Annotated in this window: 19 protein-coding genes and 2 pseudogenes; 8 read left to right on the top strand and 13 right to left on the bottom strand. The window is 41.0% G+C overall.

Annotated features, from left to right (window positions below):
* The first annotated feature begins 1018 nt into the window (after positions 1-1018).
* Both HCUR_RS01105 and HCUR_RS01100 read left to right on the top strand, forming a co-directional pair.
* The gene (locus HCUR_RS01105; RefSeq protein ID WP_129591813.1) at positions 1019-1489 is read left to right on the top strand and encodes a hypothetical protein; all 471 of its coding nucleotides are present in this window, start codon (positions 1019-1021) and stop codon (positions 1487-1489) included.
* Between the two features lie 26 nt (positions 1490-1515).
* Positions 1516-2289: a hypothetical protein gene (locus HCUR_RS01100; RefSeq protein WP_129591812.1), complete on the top strand. Its 774-nt coding sequence runs from the start codon at positions 1516-1518 to the stop codon at positions 2287-2289.
* A gap of 339 nt (positions 2290-2628) precedes the next feature.
* Here the strand turns inward: HCUR_RS01100 and HCUR_RS01095 are convergent, their stop codons facing one another.
* The 3 genes from HCUR_RS01095 to HCUR_RS10020 form a co-directional block, all read right to left on the bottom strand.
* Complete coding sequence (locus HCUR_RS01095; RefSeq protein WP_104206361.1) at positions 2629-2865, bottom strand: hypothetical protein; 237 nt, start codon at positions 2863-2865, stop codon at positions 2629-2631.
* A 459-nt stretch (positions 2866-3324) separates the two neighbouring features.
* Positions 3325-3702 (bottom strand): hypothetical protein, encoded by a 378-nt coding sequence (locus HCUR_RS01090; protein WP_129591811.1) that lies wholly within the window; start codon positions 3700-3702, stop codon positions 3325-3327.
* A 698-nt stretch (positions 3703-4400) separates the two neighbouring features.
* Positions 4401-4682, bottom strand: coding sequence for a hypothetical protein (locus tag HCUR_RS10020; protein ID WP_104206359.1), 282 nt, complete (start codon positions 4680-4682; stop codon positions 4401-4403).
* A gap of 390 nt (positions 4683-5072) precedes the next feature.
* Between HCUR_RS10020 and HCUR_RS07655 the strand changes: the two genes are divergently transcribed.
* The 3 genes from HCUR_RS07655 to HCUR_RS10015 all read left to right on the top strand — a co-directional run bounded on the left by HCUR_RS07655 (position 5073) and on the right by HCUR_RS10015 (position 6303).
* Complete coding sequence (locus HCUR_RS07655; protein ID WP_129591810.1) at positions 5073-5411, top strand: hypothetical protein; 339 nt, start codon at positions 5073-5075, stop codon at positions 5409-5411.
* The gene (locus HCUR_RS09760) at positions 5395-5529 is read left to right on the top strand and encodes a hypothetical protein (protein WP_279337399.1); all 135 of its coding nucleotides are present in this window, start codon (positions 5395-5397) and stop codon (positions 5527-5529) included. The genes HCUR_RS07655 and HCUR_RS09760 overlap by 17 nt, the downstream gene beginning before the upstream one ends.
* 603 nt (positions 5530-6132) lie before the next feature.
* Complete coding sequence (locus HCUR_RS10015) at positions 6133-6303, top strand: transposase (protein WP_165780606.1); 171 nt, start codon at positions 6133-6135, stop codon at positions 6301-6303.
* 629 nt (positions 6304-6932) lie between these two features.
* On the opposite strand, the gene HCUR_RS01065 is transcribed toward HCUR_RS10015, so the two are convergent.
* From HCUR_RS01065 to HCUR_RS10010, 5 genes are all read right to left on the bottom strand, one after another.
* Positions 6933-8972, bottom strand: coding sequence for an ATP-dependent DNA helicase RecG (locus HCUR_RS01065; RefSeq protein ID WP_104206355.1), 2040 nt, complete (start codon positions 8970-8972; stop codon positions 6933-6935).
* Between the two features lie 12 nt (positions 8973-8984).
* Complete coding sequence (locus HCUR_RS01060) at positions 8985-10373, bottom strand: NTP transferase domain-containing protein (RefSeq protein ID WP_104206354.1); 1389 nt, start codon at positions 10371-10373, stop codon at positions 8985-8987.
* Between the two features lie 26 nt (positions 10374-10399).
* Positions 10400-10951, bottom strand: coding sequence for an ISAs1 family transposase (locus HCUR_RS01055; RefSeq protein WP_104206353.1), 552 nt, complete (start codon positions 10949-10951; stop codon positions 10400-10402).
* Between the two features lie 79 nt (positions 10952-11030).
* A complete protein-coding gene (locus HCUR_RS01050) occupies positions 11031-11225 on the bottom strand; it encodes a hypothetical protein (RefSeq protein ID WP_207760850.1) in 195 nt (64 codons plus the stop codon).
* A 161-nt stretch (positions 11226-11386) separates the two neighbouring features.
* Positions 11387-11602, bottom strand: a complete 216-nt coding sequence (locus HCUR_RS10010) for a transposase family protein (RefSeq protein WP_104206351.1) — start codon at positions 11600-11602, stop codon at positions 11387-11389.
* A 236-nt stretch (positions 11603-11838) separates the two neighbouring features.
* On the opposite strand from HCUR_RS10010, the pseudogene HCUR_RS10005 reads away from it, so the two are divergent.
* From HCUR_RS10005 to HCUR_RS09755, 3 genes and pseudogenes are all read left to right on the top strand, one after another.
* Positions 11839-11946 (top strand): annotated as a pseudogene (locus HCUR_RS10005) (transposase); the annotation flags it as partial.
* Complete coding sequence (locus HCUR_RS09430) at positions 11943-12413, top strand: transposase (protein WP_243397239.1); 471 nt, start codon at positions 11943-11945, stop codon at positions 12411-12413. The pseudogene HCUR_RS10005 and the gene HCUR_RS09430, both read left to right, overlap by 4 nt.
* An 84-nt stretch (positions 12414-12497) precedes the next feature.
* Positions 12498-12626, top strand: a complete 129-nt coding sequence (locus tag HCUR_RS09755; protein ID WP_279337395.1) for a hypothetical protein — start codon at positions 12498-12500, stop codon at positions 12624-12626.
* 430 nt (positions 12627-13056) lie between these two features.
* On the opposite strand, the gene HCUR_RS01025 is transcribed toward HCUR_RS09755, so the two are convergent.
* From HCUR_RS01025 to HCUR_RS01005, 5 genes and pseudogenes are all read right to left on the bottom strand, one after another.
* A complete protein-coding gene (locus HCUR_RS01025; protein ID WP_129591808.1) occupies positions 13057-13425 on the bottom strand; it encodes a hypothetical protein in 369 nt (122 codons plus the stop codon).
* Entirely contained in the window at positions 13415-14149 is a 735-nt protein-coding gene (locus tag HCUR_RS01020; RefSeq protein ID WP_129591807.1) for a hypothetical protein, read from the bottom strand. Before HCUR_RS01020 ends, HCUR_RS01025 begins: the two co-directional genes overlap by 11 nt.
* A 15-nt stretch (positions 14150-14164) precedes the next feature.
* Positions 14165-16021, bottom strand: coding sequence for a hypothetical protein (locus HCUR_RS09425; RefSeq protein ID WP_243397238.1), 1857 nt, complete (start codon positions 16019-16021; stop codon positions 14165-14167).
* Positions 16009-16860 (bottom strand): hypothetical protein, encoded by an 852-nt coding sequence (locus HCUR_RS01010; protein ID WP_243397237.1) that lies wholly within the window; start codon positions 16858-16860, stop codon positions 16009-16011. Before HCUR_RS01010 ends, HCUR_RS09425 begins: the two co-directional genes overlap by 13 nt.
* Before the next feature lie 10 nt (positions 16861-16870).
* Positions 16871-17394, bottom strand: a pseudogene (locus HCUR_RS01005) (hypothetical protein); the annotation flags it as partial.

Below are 17394 nucleotides of genomic sequence, written 5' to 3'. Positions count from 1 at the left end.
ACCTAACATTTGGGTTAAGCAATCAAGACGCCTATTGTCGATTTTGAAATATGGCTTTAAAATCCTCTTTAACTCGTTGACTGAAACCATGATGTATACCTCTTTTTCGATAATCGAGATTATACACTTTTTGTTTTTATTTCAGCGCGTTACTGTCAATGCAAACTAACTAACCAATTAGTTTTGTCCGGTACAGAGAAGAAATGTACAGAAATTTTTCAAATCTAATATTTTATCTTAATCTAAAGATGTTTTATGGGGTTCAAATCAGGAGAATAAAATAGGAAAAAATAAAATTTCTGCTCTTATTAATGCATCTATTTCTTCCGTTGTATGATAATTAACAGCTATCTCTCATTACGACTGTTTTTTGTTTATTGCTATTATAAACACGTATTTTACATAAGTTTCAAATAAAGTAACGTTTTATGTCTCTTGAAAGACTAATGGTGTAATACTCTCTTTTTATTGTAAAATGCAATTATCATCAAGATAAAATAAATTTTTTTAGCCAGCGTATCTTGTTCCATATTTACCCCATCCATAACGACTATACGTATACTTTCTTTTCTAGGGAAATTTTCTATTTTTTTATGAACGCTTTTCGTATACTTTTATTAAGATGAATAAAGTTTTTTAAAAACTAGAGCCTCTGGTGCTACATTGCCTAGAAGCTTTTACACACTTTTTTCTTTGTTTTAATAAATAAATTCATTATAATTTATTTTTTTATTATTTTTTCGTTTTCTTTGATATATTGAGTAAGTTTTTGTATGTATGCGCATTTTTTTTCTATTAGTTTTTGTGTACTCATTTTTAATTCTTGGGGGGTACGCATACTTATATTACGCCTTATTATTTTTACTGTTTTCAATAGCGTATAGTTGTGGGAGTGTTTCTTTATATAGTTAATAAATTTTTATTATTTTAAATTATATACTATAAAAGTAAAACAAAAATACTAAAAAAATATGCAAAAAAAATAATTAATTTTTTTATTCTGGGAGTGTTTCTCAGTATGAGTAAACACTTAAAAGCAGAAACAAGTAAAAAGCCGAATTTCAAGTTGAGTGTTGAAAATTCTAACGTTAAAAATTCTGAACAATACATAACAGACAATGTTCAAAAATTATTGAACGTTCCGAAAGATGATTTTAACAATACTAGTAAAAAATTCGAATCAGAACTAAAAAGTCTATATAGTACAATAGACCAGGAACAAAAAAAAGACTTCCAGGAAAGTATGGCACGAGTATACGACTTCATGAACGAGTTATTGTATTCAATAACGCCAGACGAAGAGCAGATCAATTTAGATGGGACAATACAAGATAAAGGGCCCTTTACGTTTGATGGTAAAAAAGAGGATAAGGAGGGGGCGATCATGAACCAAATAATCGAATTATTTGGTGAGAGTACACACCGTGCTTTAAGTTCGGCAAAAAGTAAGCTGATAAAATTTTGGACTAAATACAAAAAAACAGTATAGACCAGATTCAAGAGCAGTATGAAGCGTTGAGCGAATCTCAAGGAGAACGGTTTAAAAACCGTCTTGGTTTGCAGATTCAATTTTTACGCCAGTTATTTGAAAACACGGGTATCATAGGTATCGAAAAAAACAGAAAAATAGAAGAAAAAATGAAAAGGGATTTCAAGTTGATCGTTAAGGAGTCTTCAAAACACATAACGGGCAATTTTCAAGACTTATTCAACACTTCCAAAGATAGTTTTAACACCAAAAATAAAGCACTTGCATTAGGAATACAGGCTGCATATGAGGGAATGGGACCGCAACATAAAAAAGACTTCCAGGAGGGTCTTGAACGGGTGAACAACTTCATGGACGAATTATTGAGTTCAATAACGACAAAAATAAAGTATAGGAATTCGGATGGGACAACACGTGAATCACTCAACGATAAAGGGCCCTTTACGTGGAGTGGTAGGGAAACGGATAGTAAGTGCTTTAACGAAATATTCCAATGGTTTGGTGAGGGTATAGACCATGCACTGAGTACGGACAAAATAGCATTAGAGTCTTGGCCTACTTATAAAAAAGATACTATACAGAATATTCAAAAGAAGTCTAGAGAGTTAAGTAAATTTCTAATAGAACACTTTAAATACCGTCTTGGTTTGCATATTCAATTTATACAGGAGTTACGCGAGAAAAGAGGTATTGAAAAAGAGAAAAAATTTGATCCAGCTCTTAGACTACAGTCCAAAAAAGGAGTGATGGAGAAATCTTTACTTAGCACTACGGTATTTAGTGATTCAACGCAAAACTAAGTTAACCCTATCGTCTCAATAATGCTCCCCTAACTCGCCCAAAACATGGAATTGTATAGGTAATGAAAAGGGATAAATAATAAAAATACCTTTAATCAGACCGAATAATATTGTCCCTCATCAGGTGCCTAGAAACACACTCTTCAAAAAATATAAACAATACGATTGTTTAGGTATAATCTGGTATAATAAACCTATTGTTAAGAAAAACGGTATCAAAACATAAAAAGTAAATAGGAGAAAGAGCCTCCATGTTCCTAAAACACACGACGGTTCGCCGCAATCCCAAAACTTTTGACCACTTATTTGATATCAAGGCGCAAAAATGTGAGAGTATCCTTAAGAAACTGAAACTTTTGTGGCAGAAATAGGTTCTTGCGCGTTACACACTCCCTGCTCTCCTTTCAAAACTGAGCCTAACGAAACTATTGAACTCAGCAGTGTGTAGGGTGCTTTTTGGAAGTAGATGATTGCTGTGGGTTCCCCGTAATTAGACGCCTTGAGCCATTTTTGGCCAGCATTAGGGCCATCCAAAACTGAAAAAACTACCCAAAAAGAGCTGGCCGCTCTCTTCATTAACGCAACCGAGAAGACGATCGAACCCCGAAAAACAGCGTCCCCCTTACTATTCAGGCAATAAAAACAAAATTTTCTGAGGCAGTGTCAACATAGTATTTAAGCCATAGGCAGATACCGGCGATCGTGATGAAAGCCAGGAAAGCCACTTTTTCTGTGTCATCGCACGTTGTAACACGTCGAAAATGCTTGATTGTATTGAACATCTGCTCCATCAAATTTACCGGGTTATAAAGCTTTTTTGTCAAAATCTAGAGGCTCTTTGCCGAAGATATTCAACTCAAGAACGATAAGAAGGGGGTGATGCAAAAAGATTACTTTGCGAAATGTCCTAGAAGAAATAAACCAGCTTTAAAGAATGATGAACCTTATCCACGCTACGGCTTGAAGTCTTTGTTTTCCTTTTAAATCCGGGGAAACAATGACGAGTATCGCTGTTGGTTTATTCAACAGTATACGTTAAACTTTTACTAAAAAGTGCCGATTTTTAGGTAAAATACGAAAAAATCCCTTGGGTACAAAAACAAGCGCATTACTGTCAATTTTATGAATAAGCTGCCTTAAATTTTTTTCAGAACGCTCCCTAATGCCATCTGAGGGCATGACGTGTGTACACACAAATCCAGTGCCTCCACTTGAGTAACCTTTGCCAAGCGTCCCTGAGGCTTTTCCACGAGATCCGAAGCAGCACAAACCCGCTTGGGAATAGCCTACACAAAACTCTTGAAAATCGCCGCCACACCTGACATTGGTACCCCAAAATGGGCATACAAAAGAACCCATAACTTTCGCAGCATAGGGTCCACACTGCGAGGGTTTTTGGGCGTCAATTAGCATTCGAGATCTCCACATTGATGGTTCTGCAAGCCGCTGACTTGGAAAGATTTGGTGTACTTTTTAGAGAAACACTTCTTGAAACAAAGCATTATTTAGGGGGCTAAGTCAATTTCATATTTGCACTTTATCATAAACCCGTTCTTTAGTTAGCTATCTTTTGGCTTTTTTGAGGGAGAAGCGTCCTGGTGGAAAATATCCTAGGTAACCTCAAGGTATTCACAGATTTTATCCGAAAGATATAGGAATAAAGGAAAGGGTCATACCGCTCCATAATCCAAAGCGGCAGCCCGAGAAAAGCGTTTTCGTTATTAAAAAACAGGAACATGGCTTGCGCAACAGCTCTATTATATTATAATTTAATTTATAATTGGTATTCACAATAATGCATATCTTCTAATCAATAGTATAAAGTACGGAATCATAACATATATTCTCCTCTCCACCAAAATAGAATTTTCATTCTCTTTGGCATGTTTTGGGAAGTGACTAAGCCAAAACAATGTGCGCTTTTTACCAAAATAGTCCCCCCTTGAGTCAGGCGAACCGAGATATTACTTGTGTTTTTCAGGATATTTTAACGTATCTTTCTGTTATTTTTCAGTAACCGGTACCCCAACTTAAGCGGAGGAGTAGGTCTTAAGACTCTTTGAAACACAGCACAGCCTCTAGCCGTATCATGAATATAGGCTGCCTAGACTTTAGCGTAAAAAAGATGACCTTGTGTGTCTGTTACAATATAAAGTTTCCGACCTTTTATTTTTTCCCCCATCAACGCCTCGTTCTTCAGCGCTCTCTGTTGTTTGTACACTTTGGAAATCGATGACACTATAACTGGGGTCGGCATGGCGCCCCAGTTTCATGGAACTGGGATTCACAAGTTCTCCTATGTTTTTTCCAGATTCTTTTATATTTGGCGCTCTTATAAAAACTATAGACTGTTTTTTAGGATGAGTATTCTTTGCAAGAAACGTTATTGGCACCCCGTTTTCATCTCATAAATACGGCATTCATCACTTGGGCGATACTTTCGACTTTTCCCATTATTTTTCGTTCTAAAATGACTTTCAATTAAGGCTCATTGTTTATCTGTTAAATCAATTGAATAAGTCATTTTTTCCTCCTATGCATATCTTTTAATCTATTTATCTCATATTGTGAAGATAAATTCTAGAAGGTACATCGCCTCACTTTATTGTATTGATTGAGGAACATGGTATTGAGATCAATATTTTCAAAGATAGAGGATGGAGCAAAGAGAGTTAGAAAACGTTTCTAGTATTACGAGTGAACCTATATTATAGCAAAATAACAATAAAATAGTTACAATAGAAAAAAAGAGAAGATATTTAAAGCTGTCGTATTCATGGAATTTGCGTCGTAAGGGTTTAGGCATTAAGAAGAAAGAAGGGGTGAGCTATCAGAAATCGGGTAGACGTTTTGGAATAAGGTCAGCAGACTATAGAGGGAGGACGCGTTTAAAACCCAAATTACTTCGCTATAAGTCAGCCAGCACAATGGACATGGACTGTTTAGAACACGATATTAAAATGGATCCTGATGTCGATCAGTCAGCGCGCGCAGAGTGCTTTGGGGGTAGCGCTGTGGGCATTTTGAAGGCCTTGATACGTTTTGGGGGGGGCTATAAAAAAAATCTTAAATCATCTAAAAGCGGATCTAGAAAAAAGATCTGTATTGTGCCAAAAGCGTGATGAATTAAACAGCAAAGTTGATGAACGTGGACTTGCCCATGATATGTCAAGAACTCACGAGTATTATTTAAAAGGAAAGCGGTGTTACGTAAACCAGAATTTTGGGTGCAAAAAATAGAACAAATAGATAGAACAAATGCTATAGGCACTTTAATGGGCTCTACTTTAGGGATAGATTGCTTACGGGTGCTGTAGAGGTATTGATGTGTTGAGTAGAGAAAATGTTCCTCATCAATATCCCAGAAAACTCTGGTATTGTCATGGATAATGCTGCTTTCCATAAAGGTAAAGCTAGGTAGAAAATGATTAAGGATACTGGTCATACTTTACTTTACCTACCGCTTTATTCTCATGAACGTTCTACAAATTGTTTGATTGACGCGCTATTCTCTGTAACTATTCTGTATTTATTTGGATATATAGCTGAGTATATTCATCATAAGCCAATAGCGCTAATGGTGTTCAATGGGACGTGTAAGAGAAAACAATTTGTAATTTGGGTTGGAGGAGTTTTAATAAAAGAACTACACCCTAGACAAAGTGTAATCAATGAATACTTCATTTTCTAAGTCTCAAAAGATAAAGGAATAGATTGAATTTTTTGGATATAGCCTAAATGACTTGTTTTATTTCTTTAATACTCAAACCTAAACTAGAGTGTGTCGACATTTATGATTAAGTGTTGTAAGATTAAAATATTTAGTTACAAGCGGAGATAAGATTGCAAGGGATACGAGACGACCAATGGGAACACATAAAAGAAAGTTTACCTGGGCAAGAAAAGGGTTCAGAACGTACTGGTAACGATAACCGGAAATTTATCAACGCCATGATGTGGATTGCCAGCAAGGGTGCAGCGTGGCGTACATTGCCAGAATCTTACAGAAAATAATCGAGGGTTCATAAACAGTTTATAAGCTGGTCCAAAACCAGTGTGTGGCCAATGATTTTCAATACCTTTGCAGCAGATGCTGATACGAAATAGATCATGATTGATTCCACAATGATTCGCGCCCATCAATACGCTGCGTGCGCCAGGAAAAAATAGGGTCAATGGTACACAAGAACAAGCGCTGGGGCGCTTAGTAGGCGATTTTAGTACGAAAATCCACGCTCATGGGATACTTTAGGTACCCTCATCAGATTCATTCTATCGCCGAGTCAGTACTCTGGCTATACCAAAACTCTTGATTGAATAAAAAATTTCTGACTTTAAAAAGCTATTGGCGGATAAAAGTTACCATGCCGATGACATTATCCATTATCCTGACAGCAACAAAGCCATCATCCCCTCACGATCTATGCAAAAAAAACCAGAGAATTTGACGCAGATCTTGATAAAAACCGAACTCTAGTCGCGCGAATATTCAACAAGTTAACCCATTTCAGGCGCGTTACACTCAAATACGACACACTTGCACAGACTTTTCTTTTCTTCGTTCATTTTGCTGCATCACTCATACTAAAGCAAACTTAAATGTATGTATAGCGTATTATGATTGAAATCTTTTCTACCACTTATTATCCCGCGTGCCATAAGTCTGTATAATGATATCCAAATAAAGAAAGGATTAGGGGTATACTCGGATCATTCTTGGCTTTGAGCGCTTTTGCCAAATTCAGTGCAGGTTCTAGTAAGTCTTGATCAATCAAAAGATCTGCAAAACGATATCCGTTACTTCCACTTTGGGCTAAACCACACACACTACCCGCTCCTCTTAGACGAAGATCCTCTTGAGCCAGAACAAATCCGTCATCACATTTTTTTAGTACCTTTAATCGTTGAAACCCTAGACTAGAAGTCATTTTTCCCCAGATTAAAAAACAGTGCCCTTGTACCATACCGCGCCCTACTCGCCCTCTTAGCTGATGAAGTTGTGCTAAGCCAAAGCGTTGACTTTCTTCGATAATCATGGTGCTGGCATGATCGACATGAACACCTACTTCGATAGCGGTAGTGGAAACTAGGATCCCCAAGGTGCCATCAGAAAATTCCTTTAATACCCGCTCTTTCTCGAGCCAAGAAAGCTTTCCATGAAGCATGCCTACATGTCCTGGAAATTCTGTTAATAACGCTTGATATCGTATTACAACCTGACCAGAATTCCCCACATCTTCTCCTTCAATCCAAGGACATACCCAATATACTGCTTCTTTTTGGTCTAAGCATCGTTGAATCCAGCGATATAATTCAGAAATTTTATTCCAACTTACCATATAGGTCTCTACGGAGCGTTGTTCAGGGCGCTTTTCTAAACGACTCACCGCCACCTGTCCCCATAGTGTCATTTCCAAAGTGCGGGGAATAGGAGTAGCGCTCATAAATAAGGTGTGGGGCATATACTGTCCTTTTCGTACCAAACGAAGTCGCTGCAATACCCCAAACTTATGCTGTTCATCCACCACGACACCCCCCAGGGATTCAAAAGAAGATTTTTCTTGAAACAATGTATGGGTCCCCACAACGATGTCCCCCCTTAATCTCTGCTTAAAAGAACCGGTCCATAATGTTACTTCTAGACCTGTGTTCTGTAAAAGTTTTTTCAAAGCACGGGCATGCTGGTGAGCCAATACCTCTGTGGGTACCAATAATCCTCCTTGCTGACCAGAAGTTGCAATCTGAACTAACATTAAAAAAGCGATAATGCTTTTTCCACTACCAACATCTCCGTGTAAGAGCCTCATCATAGGACGCTCCCCAATAAGTTCATCTTGAATCTTATGCCAGGTGCTCTGTTGACTGGGAGTCAAGGAAAGTCCAAATCTTTGTAATACTTCATTAAGAACAGCAGAATCTCCAAAACATACCGGAGATTGTTTTTTGGCATAGTAGTCTTTTAATTCTTGCAACGCCAGCTGCTGTGCAAGAAGCTCGTCTAACGCCAAGCGCTTCAATGCAGAAGATTCATTCATGGGTCCAGGATCTTGTAAAGGCAGGTGTATCATACGGAGTGCTTCTTTTTGAGAGGGAAGCGAGTACTCTTTGGGTATCCAATCGGTGACTTCAGGATACATTAGTATGATGCGTTGAATAATGTTCCGTAATAATCCAGAGGATACTCCATGCTTTAAAGGATATACTGCGCGATATTCACAAGAAGTGGTGGGAAGATACCGGGAAATTCTAGGATGCTTTATTTCATAGCCTTGAGAAGTATACTCCAGTAAACCTTCTACGGTATAGTATTTTTGAAGTATAATGGGGTAAGTAGGTTTTTTGAAAAAAATAAGGCATATAGAAACTTTTAAGGGTTCAGGCACCTGAGAAAGTGGGGCCTTGTCTGAATGGGGGTGCTGATCAGAAATGCTAACGCACCTTACCTTGAAAGGTGGACCGTTCTCCAAAGTTTTCACTTGGATCGCTAAACGAGCTAACCCAGGTAAAATTAACGTTTTTATATCAGAAGTATAGACTTCGTAGGTACGGGGTAGATAAGACAGAACATCCCAAAAAGTTTTTAGTCCTAATCCCGCTAAACGTTCATTCCAAACAGACCCAATCCCTTTTAGGGAGCTGATTTTTTGAAAAAAGAAATCTAAAGGGCTCAAAGGTAATGACATAAACAATAATTCTCATTTCTCTTCACAGGAAGAGATATTTTTAAGTTTCTTAGATTTTAGCGGACGGGTTCGATGACGACTATTTTCTGATAATACAATATTTTTTTGAGGTGCTCTTGAAACAGAAAGAGTTTTTTCTGGTACATCTTCTGTAATGACGCTACCTGCCCCTATCGTTGCTCCGGATCCGATAGTAACGGGCGCCACCAGCATAGTTCCTGCACCAATAAAAGCTTCTTTTTCAATGGAGATAGTGTGTTTTTGAAGACCATCGTAGTTACACATTACTACTCCAGCACCGACATTAACATCCTGCGCAATGTTGACATCTCCCAAATATGTTAAATGTTTTGCTTGGCTGTAATCACCTAAAGAAGACCGGGTCATTTCTACGAAACTTCCCACACAGCTTTCCGTTCCTAAATTACTTCCTTCTTTTACGTGAGCAAAAGGTCCTATGCGTGCATAAGGGCCAATATGGGTGTGAATCAATCTACAAAAGGGAAAAATTACTGCTCCTCTTTCCACGACTACTCCTGGTCCAAAAACGTTAAAGGGGTGAACCTGAGCATCCAAGAAAAAGCGCGTATCCCAAGAAAGCATAACGCTAGAAGGATCATGGAATAGTGCTCCTTGCTGCTGAGCACGAGCTCGCCAGCGATTTTGCAATAGTTGGTAAGCGGCTTGCCAATCTTCTTTTGTATTAATACCGATAAAGTGTTGGGGGGAATCGCTGATGACAACGCCTACGGGTACAGCGTGTTGATGCGCCATCTTTACAAAATCTGTAATATGGTATTCCTGTACAGTGGAATGAAAGGGAAGGGCTTTGACCCAAGAAGAAGCCAGCTGAGAAGAAATCTTCATAATTCCAGTGTAGCATAAAGGGAGGGTATCCCATGAGGGATTTTCAGTATATTTATGCTCTTGAATACCAAATACTTCTCCCGAAGAGCTCATTAAAATTTCTCCATAACGACGAAAAACTTCTGGGTACATGGCTAAAAGGGTTAAGGGAGTTTCGTGCTGTAAAAATAACGTTAGGTCTTGAAGTTCCATTAAAGGACAATCCGCCATTAATACTAAGATCTCTTCATCTAAAACATTTCCTATTTGGGTATTCACAAAATGTTCAAAAGCTAACTGAAAAGCGTGACCTGTGCCTAAAGCAGGTTCTTGGGGCACGATATGGGTGCCAAGAGGCCATCCGTTCCAGGTTAAGAAATTTGGAGAGGTCACAATATAGATTCGATCTAACGAGGTTAAATGTTTTGCTATATCTAACACATAATCCACAACAGGTTTACCTCCTAAATCTTGAAATAATTTTGGAATATTTCCCCCAAAGCGAGTAGACCTTCCCCCTGCACAAATAAATACGTTTAATGCCATAGCGCCCATACTGGATTTATTTTTCTGTTTACAACCTATGAAAATTTTGTGATAAAGTCAATGGAGGCTAAACAGTAGCCCAGGGCCACTTCATGAAAAAAATTTTCTGAACCGCTTGATTGATTGTCCTGGCATCTGAGCTTGTTCAGAGCTATATGCCTGATTATTGCCATACTGTGGGGAGTGTTTTCTTTTCGTATTCTTCTTTGATTCTTACCAAATGACCTATCTACTACCCAATGTAAGGCCCAATGACCTCTAATATATGAGAGCATAGTTTCAGGACTTACTTCTAAAGAAGATCCATAATACCGCACTTCACTAAAAAACTTAGCTTTTATCTCAGGAATCGATTCTATTCGCGCCATGCTTTTAATGGAACGCCCATTAGGAGTATTTAAGATGAGCCATTGACTATCCTGACTTACCGAGCATTTTCTAAGTTCAACCCTAGCGTTCCTCTTATCATAATTTTCCAAATTTTTGATCTCTTCTAATGATGCTTTTTCAAAATATCGCGTCACATCATCTGAAAGATTTCCGTGATTACATTTGAGAGAGAATATATAATGTCCTCCTTTACCCATATTTGCCTTTTATCTCACGAGCGGATTCTATCCGCGCCATGCTTTTAATAGAAAGCCCATTAGGGATATTTAAGATGAGTCATTGACTATCCTGACTTACCGAGCATTTTCTAACTTCAATTCTAGCGTGCCCCTTATCATAATTTGAGCAATATTTGAGCGCTTCTAAGGATGCTTTTTCAAAATATCGCGTCACATCATCTAAAATATTTTTCTGCTTAGCTTTGAGAGAGAATAATATACTGTCCTCCTTTACCCAGGATTTTATCTGCAACGTTATAGTGACAATAGATCTTTTACTATCCAGCCAATCCAATACTTTAGGTAGTGCTGTGAGCTTGTTTCTTTTATCCCTTCCCTTGGCCTAGCCTCTGTAGCAAACGTGCGTATCCTATGTAACACCTCAACTGCGCCTTAGTGCCTTTCTATCTATTGCTATAATATTGCTGGGCTATTTTTACTTATGCGCTTCACCCAGGTACGAAATAGATCGTGAAACTGATCAGGATTAAGGCTTCTAAAGAACCTTGGAAATGTATCGTCACGGAGTATGCGGTTATTATAGGGCAGATGACTCCTGAGATCTATCTTTAACTTCCAAAAATCTTTAACATCTTGCCATCCCTCAGCCCCGCATAGCGCTGCGCACAAAGTCGCTAACCCCTTTTTATCTCAGACATCTCATGCACCCTATTCTTTACTCGACCTAGGATCTTTTAGGGGGTTAAAAGGATCTAAACCCCCTTCTTCATTAACCTTATCTTAAATTGTTTACCATCCAAGGCATTCCCTTATTATTTTTCTTTTTCCAAATATTTATTTTTATGAGGGGGCCCTGGCAAGTATAGTAATAAAAGTAAACACGAGAAGCAAAAGCTAATGGAGTAGTTTACATAATAAAGAGGGGCTGCCCATGGCGAATGCTTCCTAAAGATTTTCCGCCATACTCGCCTGTACAATCGTTTTATCGAAGATGCAGGATCAAAAGAATATGAAAAAAGTACTGAGCGAATTTGTTAAGATACGTCGAATAAAAGCTGGTGGCAGTGAACACCCAAGCTATCGCAGGATTGATTCACACAGTGTCAAAACTACTCAGGCTTGTGAACAACGCGGCATTGGCGGACGAAAAAAAATAAAAGAACCTAAACGCCATAGTATTGTGGATACACAAGGCACTCTGGTACACGCTACTGTTCATGACGCGAATCAACGTGATACAGTAAGGGGGTGCACTATTTTTCAAGAGGCGCTGCAACACTATCCGACACTCAAAGGTGTTTGCGCCGATACCGGATATGGAAAACCCATGCTAGCGTTTGTGAGAAACAGTCTTAACAAGACAATTGAAATTTCAGAACCCCAAGATGGGCTGCGCTCACCAAAAGATGGGTTCTTGAACGAACCTTGGCTTGGCTCAAGCATTATCCAAGTTTGTCTAAAGAATACGAAAGTGCTGTAGCAGCTGTCAAAAATAAGATGATGATCGCGCATTCTATGGGCTTGTTAAGGCGGATCCCTCATCCATAAATACAGGCTCTTAGTTTTGCGTCCAGGATTACCTCGTCTCCAGGAAGCCTACGACTTATTATGGAAGCCTCTAATCGTCTATCCTCTCCCTCCATTGCGTCAAACCCAATCTGATACGGAACGAAAAGTATTGGTCTATGCTTGAAGGGAGGCCGTATTAACCCATCCCTTAAGTTATCTTCAGCACCGAAGTCGAGTTTTTTCAAAGGAGTGCTCAACATATCTAGGCATATTTCAGAACGATGGATATCTTTGATTAAACCATTCCCTTGGCTATATTGGATAATGGTACTAGGGCGTATTGTGTCGGGGTATGCACTATTTTTCCTTTTGCAGCTCTATCTGGGATTTTTCTATGGGGGCTCTGCTAGTGTTGGTCATATCAATCGAATTGGAGTCACTTTTTTTGTAGTGCTATTTATCTTTCTCCTTGCAGGGGTGGGACGATACATTGTTTCAATGTAGTATTATGTCTGACTTTTCTTCCGTTGGTAATCAATGATTGTATGCTTAAAAGAAGTAAGAGAAGGGAGAAGTCAAAACAGAAGGTTCTATAAACTATTTTCCGTGAATCTCTATATTTTTTTATTAAATAAGGGTATACATCTTAAAATATATATTAGTCTTATATTGATATCAAAACGGTCCCGAAAAAGGAACAGAAACAAGGCTCTGTAAAAGATTTTGTCGATCTCATTGCATAAGCCCTGAACAGAACAGTCCAGGTAGTCCACCCCTTGGCCTTGGCGAGCTTGAGTTTTCTGGAGAATCTTGCTGTCTCGGGTCACCGAAAGCTTCTCAAATCCATCCTGCCCCAGGGCGGGGGTCAGAAGGAGCTCCTCCCTAGCCTCAATGCAAGAGGAATGAAACACCGAACTGGAGCCCGTATCCTCCTTCTTGTCTACCCAAAAGGAAAAGCGCATCCAAAAGAGTTTAGCCATCATGGCCATGGAGCTTTAGGAATTCTTGTCGGAAAAAAGCTTTTTGATCCACAGACGTATCTTCATAAGTTACAGAAACAATAGGACGCGATATTCGATCAAGTGCTTGGTTAAATGCTTCCTGCCCCTCCTCTTCCTTGAGCTCTTCTAAAGCTTTTTGAATAGAATAATCTAGTATTTGAATAAAAAATTCTTTTTTTGGTAGATGTAAATGCTTGAGGAGCGGATGAATTGCAGGAAAATTTCCTAAATCATCTAAAACCATTTGATAAAAAAAGCTTTCTGCATTGGCCATGGCTCGGGGCAAAAGTTCATGAATACACCCCAACAGCACGGGAATGTAGTCTTCCCCAAAGCAGCGAGCGTTAGTAATCCCATTACATATTTGTTCACTGGAATAATCTTCCATAAATACCAGGTCTTGGTCCGTATCATCGGAAGGTACATACTTCAGCAATGGGGGGATCACCGCAGGGTCTCCGTGATTGAAAATAGCTTCAGTAATAAACTCAAATAACGATTCGCACTTCTGGATACGCTCAAACTCTTCCTTTTCCCTGGCGCGATTCAGTTGGACACCCTTTCCCCATTCTTGGTATAGGTCTTCTAGATCTTCCAATAAGTCTTCGTTTTCGAATAATTCCAAAGCTTCCAGTAATTCTGGCGCACTATAAATATCAAGAGGTGATCGTTCACGAATTTCATTATAAATCTGTTCTCTCGTCATTTGTATCTCCATTTTCTAGGGTTTAGGAGGGATTTTTCCAGAAAATCTTTCCGGGTTATCCGCCTTTATTTTCTTCAGTGCCTCTAGGCAAGCCTCATTGGTCTTCATACGATCACACCCCGCATCCAGCAAGCCTTGGCGAGTATCTTGCACCCCTTGCAGCAGAGATTCTCTTGGATTCTGGGGCTTAAATGCTTCATTTCTTTTGTGAATTAATTTACGCCCCTGGGCTTTATGTATTTTTTTAGGCAACGGAATCACGGTATTATTTTTATACTTCCGTCCAGTAACCTTAAGCAGTTCATCGGACTGAGCCACGGGCCATACATGGTGCTGTTCATACTCCAGTCCGGTTTCTTTTGTACGGGCTTGAACGATCTTTTTCATTTTATCGCCTTTATAGGTTCCCACCGGCACAGGATTGTCTTTATAGCGTTCGAAATACGCCTTTTGCTCTTGCGGAGTCATATCCTGAGTCCCCGCTTTCTTTTCCTGGCGCTGTTTTCCCGTGGCCTTTAGACCCGAAGCATTGCCGCCCTCTTTTTTCAGTATCCCCGGGCCCTTGTCTTTGCTTAAGGCGGTTCTCGCCAAGCGGACCCCGGCTTTTACCACGGTGTTGCCCACACCTCCACTGGCCAAATCCAATGCTACAGACCCGGCGGCTAGGGCTCCTTGACCGGCGGCGCTCCAGTAATTGCCCTCCTGGATCTCGTCGCGTACTTCCTGAACGCCCTGGGCTACATCGTAGGCTACTGCCAGAATGGTGGTGACAAAATTTTCCTCCAGGCCAGTGGTGGCCGCAGTGTCACAAGCCTGGATGTCTCCTGAGTCCTTGCCCGCCAAGGCTAACCCCGTAGCCAGAAGGATTCTTAGCGATGCCACCGCCCGACCTGCCAACGCCTGGGCTGCCTCCTGACAGCGCTGGGTATAGGCCTCCTGCCCTTCCCCCTGGGCTCTTTGAGGCAATTGGTCTCGAATTCCTTCTGTAACGCCCTGCGCACACGTCTCCGCCGCCATGGTGGCGCCTGCCGCCAAAAGAGCCTGATTCCAGTCACCAGTGCCGCTTTCCAGAGCCTGGAAAGACAGAGTAGAGGCCATGGCCAGGGCTCCGTGAAGTAATTTATGTTCCAGCCCCGAAAGACCGCTACGATAGGCCTGGCCGATCTCTGAGGCTCCTGCGGCAGAGATCTGAAGAACGCCCTGGCGGGCAAGGATTTTTACAGGATTTTCCTGATACACCAAGCTATGGGCTGCCGTCGTTTTAGCCAAGTTCCCGGCGCTGCCCAGATCTCCTAAGCTTAGCCCTTGCACTGCAAGGCTTTTTCCCGCTGCCTTGAGCATATCCGAGAGCTGGAGGGATTCGTGATTGGCCAGAGACTCCAGACCTCCCTTCTGGATGAAGGCCTGAGCGCAAGCTGCAAGCACGCCAGAGGCAATCCCTCCGCTGGCCCCTGCCAGAGCTGCAACGCTCACCCCCAGAGCAGCCTTAAAGGCAGGCTTAAAGGTAGTACGAGGTCTCTGGGATTCCTCAATAATAGAGGGCAGGACCGTGCGGTGGATCTCGGTAAATTCTGGGCGAGGAACGATTTCCATACCCGAGGGACGCTGGCCCGTTGTGGAGATGACCTCCAGGTGCGGCGTATCCACACTAAGCCTCCCTTGAACTGAGCACTCGACGTAGTCCACCCCCTGGCCTTGGCGAGCCTGGGTTTTCTGGAGAATTTTGCTGTCTCGGGTCACCGAAACTTTCTCAAATCCATCCTGCCCCAGGGCGGGGCTCAGAAGGAGCTTCTCGCGCGCCTCAATGCGCACCTCCCCCTTAAACTGACTCCAAAGTTGAGTTAGGAAGGTCCAAAATTTCATCGCAGCCAAGGCACCTCCTCTGGCCCTTCCACCCAGGCTTGAGTCAAGGGTTTTTCCCCCAAGAACAGGTTGTTAGCCAGGATATCCAAGCTGTTCCGGGATTCCGGAGTGTCCTCCAACTCCAGCACCCGAGCCAAAATAAAGAAATATTCCGGGTGGATAAGGCGACTGTCCAGCTGCTCTAGTTGCTCCTGAGCCACACGCTGCATCCCGTCAAAGGACCGGCCAAAGAGGGCGACTTCTTTGGCAAAAAAAGAAAACCGTAAAATAGGAAAAGGTACCCAAATCACCGCCTGGCTTCGAGGCGGGTCTTGACCCTGAAGGTAGGGCCGGCGCCCATAGGGGGGGCCGGAAAAAGGATAGTGGGGCCAATTTAAATTCGGATTATATTCTTGATCAGTACAATATTCTTCATCGTACATTTCAAAACTATCTCGACGCCCAATAAACAAATCGTTGGCAATTCCTAGGCATTCAAAAATATCTCGCTCCACGTGGGCACCAATAGCAGAGGGACTGATTTCCGATAAATATCCCATCAATGACTCATCTGGATAATGATCTCGGCCCTTTTCAATTTCTTCTTGGACACAATCATAAATAGATTTTCCTGAAATATCCTTGCCCAAATCGAACAGTGCCCAAAAATTCTTCGCCACATCGGTGGATTCATAAGTCCAACGCTCTTTTGGATAATCGTATTCTCGCCACTCATTCAACAATAACACCTTCATCAAAAAGCCCGCCAGATAGCGGGTGCAGTCTCGCCATTCTGGATTAGGAGCTTTGTCATTCGCCTTTGAATCTTCCCACACATAAAAATAATAGAATTTTCCAAGATAAGTCATCTTTCACCCCCTAATTTTTTTCTAAAGGATTGGGCTTCGTGTTGAGGCCAGGAATTTTTCCGCTTTGAAACTTTTCTACATCCTTTGAGGTAAAAGGATAATGCTGAATTTCTTGAACTACGCCATCAATTTTAGGCTCAGGATGAATTTGCACCACATGTAAATCGTTCTGGGGCGCTCCACCTCGAGCCTCTTTTGGACGCGCTTCACTAGGTTTTTGATAACATTCTTCCCATTCTCGAACCTTTCCTGTACGGGGATTGACTTCACGAACATGACTACGTCCTCCGCTGGTAAAAGCATTTGGATCTTTATCTCCCGCTAGAGCGTGTTTTCTATAAAACCGCACTCTTCCATCTGGTAAATCCTTACGATACTTATATTTAGAGTTTTTCACCGCCTTTTCCACCTCTTCGGTAAACTTCGGATGCACCTGATCTACCTTTTTTTGTCCCTTCAGCTCCAGCCGTTCTTGGTCAGCTTTTTGCAGGGCGGTTTGCCCTGGATTTTCTGGAGCCGGGGCTTTTTTATCCC

Source organism: Holospora curviuscula, assembly GCF_002930195.1.
GTDB lineage: Bacteria > Pseudomonadota > Alphaproteobacteria > Holosporales > Holosporaceae > Holospora > Holospora curviuscula.
The sequence above is the reverse complement of the archived record's forward strand: the minus strand, read 5'-3'. Positions and strand labels throughout refer to the sequence as shown.